Source organism: Rufibacter sediminis (assembly GCF_014269285.1).
Lineage (GTDB): Bacteria > Bacteroidota > Bacteroidia > Cytophagales > Hymenobacteraceae > Nibribacter > Nibribacter sediminis.
This window is the reverse complement of sequence record NZ_JACOAF010000014.1, coordinates 56059-63744: the sequence shown is the minus strand read 5'-3', so window position 1 is coordinate 63744 and position 7686 is coordinate 56059. Positions and strand designations below refer to the sequence as shown.

Genomic DNA, 7686 nt, shown 5'->3' with positions numbered 1-7686 from the left:
TTTGCGGCTGTTTTTCTGAAAACAGCCGCAAAACAGATGGACACAGCCTTTAAGTGAAGCAGTGGGCAGCAGGTACTTATGTTGGTCGGCTTTTGCGTTCTGAAGGAAGACCTCTATCGCAGATACAAGCATTTCATGCACTGGGTAAGTACGCTGAGATACGTTGCAGAGTAGGACTTGTCATGTAAGGTGGGAATTGTAAAATTGGGAAACGGAATCGGAAACAGAATCAGTTGGATCAAGGTACGGTTGTCCTTAGGTTTTAAGGTGCTTCAGCTTAGCCTCTTGCTGGGACTGACTCTTCCTTTATGTTCGTTTTTGCCAAACCAGGCCGGAAACATCATCCGGCAGTTTGGGGTGGAGGAAGGACTGTCCCTGGGCATTGTCACCAGCATCAGCCAGGACAACCGTGGCTTGATGTGGTTTGCCACCGAAGACGGGCTGAACCGCTTTGACGGTTATTCCTTCAAGGTGTTCAAGTATGATCCTGCCCGCAAAAATAGCCTGACGGGTAACTTCATCCGGAAGGTGTTCACTGATTCCAAAGGAATTGTGTGGGTGTCCTCGCGCCACGGGTTGAACCGTTTCAATGCGAAAGGGGAGGCCTTCTCTCATTACAGCTACACTCCTCAGGCAAAAGCCACAATCGCGGGAGATGATATCACAGACATTGCAGAATCACCATCCGGAGATCTGTGGGTAGCTTCCTATAGAGCGGGAATTTCTTACTACCACAGAAAGAAGAACCTGTTTACGGCGTACCGCAAGGAGAATTTACCCGGCTTGTCCAGTGATAAGATCATCAGCGTGTATGAAGACCGCAAAGGCTGGCTGTGGGTTGGAACCCAGGACGCCGGAATCAACGTGTACCGCGTGAAAGAGGGGGTTATCCTGGGGAAGATTACGCTTCCTAACCAGGGGATCGTCGCAAAGTCCAATGTGACCTGCATCTATGGAGACCGCTCCGGTAATATATGGCTGGGTACGTCAACGGGCCTGTATCTGTATTCCCGAAACAGAAATCACCTTATCCCTTTCTCGGGAAGAAGGTACTTCCGAGACAGCAACATTGTGTTGTCTGTGCTGGAAGATAGCAAAGGAATGCTGTGGGTGGGCCTGCAAGACGGCGGGGTGTATCAGGTGGACTTACGGAAGCTGAGAAACGATTCTCCGGAGGATATCTTGTTTACTGAGGTGCAGGGCAAAGATGGGCGCTCGCTTACCCAACGCTCTGTACAGGCCTTGTTTGAGGATAAGGACCACAACATGTGGGTGGGCACCTACGGCGATGGCATCAGAATGGTGGCCCGAGAAAAGGAGAAGTTTATCAAATTCCGGCTTTCGCAGGAGATTTCAGGAAAACAGGCCCAAAACGAGATCCGTTACTACGGCATCACCACCGACCATGAAGGGGCTTTCTGGCTCGGCACAGATGGCAACGGAATCTACAAGTGCGATAAAACCGGCAAAATCCTCAGCCATTATGCCAGCTCCCAGCCAGAAAAAGGCCTGAAAGACAATGCCATTCTCAGCGCCCTGCGTGATGCTGAGCAGAATCTGTGGTTCGGTTCATATTCCAAAGGCCTGTTCCTTTACCGGAAAGAGGCCGATTCTTTTCTGAACTTTCAGCACGATCCGGGCAATGCCACTTCTTTGGGCGGGAACGATGTCCGGGTTCTTTTCCAGGATTCAAAGCGCAATCTGTGGGTAGGGACCAACGGAGGCGGCTTGAGTCTGCTCAACCCGCAAAATCGCAGTTTTCAGAATTTTAACACCGGTAACAGCGGCATAACGTCCAATGATGTAAGGGCCATGGCCGAGGATAAAGAAGGCCGACTCTGGATTGGCACGTATGGCGGCGGACTGAGCTGTTATTTTCCTGATAAACGGATCTATAAAAAGTATTCCTACACCGGTGGCAGCCAGCGGGACCCTTCCAGCGAGGTGGTGCTGGCTCTTTTCGTGGATCAGAAGCAGAACCTCTGGATCGGGACCGAGGAAGATGGCTTGTTCCAGTACAACCTGGCTAATAAAAAGATAAAGCAATTCAGTGAAAAGAATGGCTTGGCCAACAACACCGTTTACGCCATTCATTCTGATGTGCATGGGAACATCTGGGTAAGTACCAACCGAGGATTAACCAAGCTTGACTTACAGACCGGTAAACTGCACAACTACGGCATTTCTGATGGCTTGCAGAGCGGGCAGTTCAATCCGGGGTCTGTGCTGGTGAACCGGCAGGAAGGCCTTATAGGGTTTGGCGGCACCAAAGGGCTGAACCTGTTCTATCCGGGCCAGATCAAGGAAACCGCCTCTGCCCCTAAAGTGCTGATTACGGGGCTGCAGCTTTTCAATAAGCCGGGTAGCCCCCAGGAGCAGGAACAATTGATCGAGGAAAACCAGAGCCTGGTCTTACGACCCGATCAGTCCGTGTTCACAATTGAGTTCGGGGCGCTGGATTATGCCCATCCCGCCAAGAATAACTATGCCTATAAGTTGGAAGGGTTTGACAAGGAATGGAACTATGTGGGGCAGCAGCGCTCCGCTACGTACCGGTACCTGAGCCCGGGCACGTACACGTTTCAAGTGAAAGCCTCCAGCCAGGAGAACGCCTGGGAAGAGGAGTTTACCTCCATCAGGGTAGAGGTATTGCCGCCCTTCTGGAGAACGCCCCTGGCCTATTGCCTGTACCTGGTGCTGCTATTGGCAATGGGGTACGGGGTTTACAGCTTCCTGTCCCGGCAGAGGAAACTCAGACGGAAGTTGATGGTGGCCAAGGCGCAGAGCCGCAAAGAGCGGAGGATTGCCCGGGAAAGGCTCAGCTTTTTCACCGAAGTGTCGCACGAGTTCAGAACTCCGCTTACCTTGATGCTGGGCCCTTTGGAGGACATGATCAACAAGGAAAGCGCGCCCGAGACCGGTAAGAAACTGCAGATGGTGTACCGGAACGCCCACAAGTTACTCGCCCTGATCAACAAACTGCTGGACTACCGCAAAGCCGAAGCAGGTAGCATGGTCCTGAAAGTACAGCAGGAAGACATGGTGAGCTTCGTGACAGAAACCTACATCACTTTCCAGGAACTGGCCTATAAAAAGCAGGTGGATTACCGGCTGGAAGTCCCGGACGCGCCGGTGCTGGTCTGGTTTGACCGGGAAAAGGTAGAGATGGTGTTGAGTAACCTGCTTTCCAATGCGTTCAAGTATCTAGGTAAGGGAAACAGCATCTCCGTGACGCTTACCGTAGAAAATACGGCAGGGGCTGGTTTCGTCACCGTTGAGGTGAAAGACAACGGCATGGGCGTTCCCGCCAACCAGCAGAAACACCTCTTTGACTGGTTCTTCCAGGGAGATCCGGTAACGCCCATGAGTTCAGGGTTGGGGCTGGCCCTGGCCAAGCGGCTCGTCTTGTTGCACAAGGGGCACATCTTTGTCCAAAGTCAGGAAGGGGCCGGCGCTACGTTTGGTTTTAAGCTTCCTTTGGGAAAAGAGCACCTAAACGCTGCTTCTTTCGTCAATCATCAAGCCCCTATCCCGCTGCCGGAAAACAGACTCCAGGAGGTCTCGTCCTTTGAAGACGTTTTGGGGCTGGATTTGGGAAATCAGCCTAAAAAAGGACAGCGCAAGATTCTGATCGTAGAAGACGAGGAAGAAATCAGGAACCTCCTGAAATACTATCTCAGTGAGCATTTCCACGTGTTGGAGGCTGTTAACGGTCAGGAGGGGCTGGAACTGGCTTTGGCCCATCATCCTAACATCATCATCAGTGACGTGAAAATGCCCGTGATGGATGGGATGGAATTGTGCCGGGAACTGAAGTCCAACATCCGGACCAGTCATATTCCGGTAGTTCTGCTGACGGCCCGGACCGCTTTTGCCCATCACAAAGAAGGCCTGGACACCGGGGCAGACGCTTATCTAACCAAGCCCTTCAGCCCTGAGCTGTTACAGTTGAAAATTAAGAACCTTCTGGAGTCTCAGGAAAAGCTCAAGAAATTTTACCTCAACCTTTTCAACATCAACAGCCCGCAGCCCCAACCGCCCGAGAAGGAGGCCAACTCGCTGGATGAGCAATTCCTGAAACGCATTTACGATATCCTGAAAGAGAACCTGGACAACTCTGAATTTAATGTGAACGACCTGGCCGCCGCCTTAAATATGAGCCGGTCTCTGGCGTATAAAAAGATCAAACTGTTGACCGGCGCCTCGCCGGTGGAGTACTTACGCACCTTGCGCCTTCAGGAATCGGCCAGGCTTTTGAAAACCGGCAAGTACAAAGTGTTTGAAGTGGCCAGCCAAGTGGGCTTCAACGATGATAAGTACTTCAGGCAGTGCTTCTCCAAAGAGTTTGGATGCACTCCGTCAGAATTTATAAAAACAGCAGAGATGTGCTGATGCACAGGGGTGTTTTTGATAAAAATACACATATACCCCTGTTTAAATAATAGTTTGCCACCTCTATAATGAGGAAGGATGCAGTTTCTTTGACATAGAAAAGCAGGAGAGCAGGTGTGCTGCCGATAAGTAGTACTCTCTACTTTTGCCTTTCACGAATACGCTTAAGGTATTGTCAAACTAACCCATTCTTCCCAATGCAACATACTTTACTCAAAACAATGAGGTACCTATTGGTGCTGCCTCTATTGCTCTTTCAAGTGGCGGTAGTCCTTGCTCAAGGGCATACCGTGAAAGGGAAAGTGACCGATGAGACCGGTACCGGTTTGCCCGGCGTGACCGTCCTGCTAAAAGGTACCTCCACCGCTGCCCCCACCGATGCCGACGGTTCCTACACCATCCAGACTCCTTCCGGTGAGGGAACGCTCGTGTTCTCCTTCATCAGCTATGAAACGCAGGAAGTGGCCATCGGGAACCGGACCACCATCAACGTTTCCTTGAAGACCGATGCCAAAACCTTAGATGAGGTGGTGGTAGTGGGCTACGGCGTGCAGAAGAAAGCCACCGTGACCGGTTCTATCTCTGAAGTGCAGGGGGCTGCCATTAACCGCAGCCCGCAGCCTAACGTGTCCAATTCACTGGCGGGGCGGGTTTCTGGGGTGATCATCAACAACCGAGGCGGTGAGCCCGGGTATGACGGTGCCGAGATAAGAGTGCGGGGATTGGCCACTACCGGGAACAATGATGTCCTGATTGTGGTGGACGGGGTGCCGGGCCAGATTGGCGGCTTAGACCGCTTAGATCCCAATGACATTGAGAGCATCACCGTATTGAAAGACGCTTCGGCGGCAGTTTACGGAAACCGGGCCGCAAACGGCGTAATCCTGGTGACCACCAAAAGGGGGACCACCGGCAAGCCCACCGTGTCTTACAACTTCAACCAGGGATTTTCTTCCCCAACCCGCTTGCCTAAGTTCGCCGATGCGGCCACCTACGCATCTATCCTTAACGAGATTGACTACTACAATAACACCGCGGGCGGCTTAAATCAGCGCTACACCCCTGAGGAGATTGAGCTGTTCAGAAACGGGTCAGATCCTTTGAACTACCCTAATACCAATTGGCTGGACGAGGTGCTGAATTCAGTAGCGCTCCAGAACAGACAGAACCTGTCGGTAAATGGAGGAACGGAGAACGTGAAGTACTTTGCCTCGTTGGGTACCGTTTATCAGGATGCGCTTTACAAAGATGGCGCCACTAAGTACAAGCAGTACAACTTCAGAACCAATCTGGATGCGAACATCACGGACCGGTTCAGTGTAGGTTTGTCGTTGTCTGGGCGGCAGGAAGACAGACAGTTTCCGCAGTTTGGCGCAGGCGGCATTTTCTGGCAGACGTACAGAGCCTATCCGTTCATCCCGGCCCGTTATCCTAACGGCATGCCTTCCCAAGGAGTGGAAGGTGGTATCAACCCGGTCATGATCGTGACGGATGCCGCGGGCTTAAACAAAAACCAACGACTTACCTTCAACGGAATCTTGAGAGCCAGATATGACTTCGCGTTTTTAGAAGGACTGTCCGTAGACGGATTCTACTCCGTTGACAGAGGCCAGAGCTTCACCAAATCCTTTGTGAAGCCTTACCTAGTGTATTCTTATGAAGGCAATGACACCTACAAGCCTGTTACTGTAGGAGAACCCAAAGCTTCCCTGTCCCAGATCCAGGAGAATACTGGGCTGCTCACCGCCAACATCAAATTGAACTTTGAGCGTCATTTTGGTGACCACGGCATCAATGCCTTTGTGGGGTATGAGCAGAGTGAAAACAATCTGGAGCATCTGGAAGCCGGAAGAAGAAACTTTCCTACTATCCTGACACCGGAATTATCCCAAGGGGGTACCGGCCCTAATGACAGGAGCAACGCAGGCTGGAGCTGGATCTTCACCAGAAGAAGCTACCTGGGCCGGGTTGCCTACAATTACAAAGAAAAGTACCTGGCAGAGTTGCAGATGCGGGCCGATGGCTCCGCTAACTTCCCTAAAAACAGCCGTTGGGGATATTTTCCAGGTCTTTCCCTGGGCTGGAGAATCTCTGAAGAAGGTTGGTTCAAGAACAGCTTGCCGTTCATGAATGAATTGAAACTTCGGGCTTCTTACGGTGAGCTAGGCAACGATAACGTAGGCTCTAACCAGTTCATGAATAACTATACCTTTGGTAACCAGTATGTGATTGGCGGGGAAGTGTACCCGGGCCTGAACCTGGTGAAGCTAGCCAACCCGAACATTACTTGGGAGGTAGCCCAGAAAACAGATGTAGGGGTAAGCGGTATCTTCCTGAACAACTTCAATTTCGAGTTCATCTATTTCCAGCAGAAGCGGAAAGATATCCTGGCCAACAGAAACGCTTCAGTGCCCAACACAACCGGGATTGTCAATCCGCATGGATCTGATGCACTGGTGCCTTCTGAGAACATTGGCCGGGTAGATAACAATGGGATTGAGGCCACCCTGGGCTTTGACAAAAACGCGGGTGATTTTAGATACAACATCTCCGGGAACATCACTTATGCCAAAAACAAGATCGTATTCATAGACGAGGCACCTAGCATCCTTGACTATCAAAGACAGACCGGTGGCCCGATGAATACTTCCTTGCTGTACCGTTCCATTGGCATCTTCCGGACGCAGGAAGACCTGGACAGATACCCTCATCCATCCGGGGCCAAGCTGGGTGATCTGATCTACGAAGATTTCAACAAAGACGGCAAAATCACCGCCGATGACCAGGTAAGAACCGACTTAGGGAATATTCCGCAAATCATGTACGGGTTAAACCTTGGGGCTGAGTACAAAGGCTTTGATCTATCCATCCTTTTCCAAGGACAGGCGAAGGTGAGACAGTATGTGTTGCCAGATGTAGGATTAAGCGGAAATTACTTCAGCACCTGGGCCGACAACAGATGGAGTCCTTCCAACCCTAACGGATCTTACCCACGTGTAGACACCCGTACCGGATCTGCGGTGAGCGGGGGGCTATTCCCAAGTGACTTCTGGTTCTATAACACGGCTTTCTTAAGATTGAAGAACGTGGAGTTAGGCTACAACCTGCCGTCCCAGCTTTTGTCAAGAATCAAGATTGAGAATGTACGGGTGTTTGCCAATGCCTTTAACCTGGCCACTTTCACCAAGGTGAAAGATTTTGACCCGGAAACCAGTTCAGGAAACGCTCAATTCTACCCGCAGCAAAGAATCATCAACCTGGGGGTAAATGTCAAATTCTAATACCAAGCACATC

2 protein-coding genes are annotated in these 7686 nt (G+C 51.2%); both read left to right on the top strand.

What is annotated here, in order from left to right; all coding sequences use genetic code 11:
* Positions 1–318 precede the first annotated feature (318 nt).
* Complete coding sequence (locus H7U12_RS05600) at positions 319–4392, top strand: hybrid sensor histidine kinase/response regulator transcription factor (RefSeq protein WP_186634240.1); 4074 nt, start codon at positions 319–321, stop codon at positions 4390–4392.
* A 221-nt stretch (positions 4393–4613) separates the two neighbouring features.
* The gene (locus tag H7U12_RS05595; RefSeq protein ID WP_241749170.1) at positions 4614–7673 is read left to right on the top strand and encodes a SusC/RagA family TonB-linked outer membrane protein; all 3060 of its coding nucleotides are present in this window, start codon (positions 4614–4616) and stop codon (positions 7671–7673) included.
* The last annotated feature ends 13 nt before the right edge of the window (positions 7674–7686 follow it).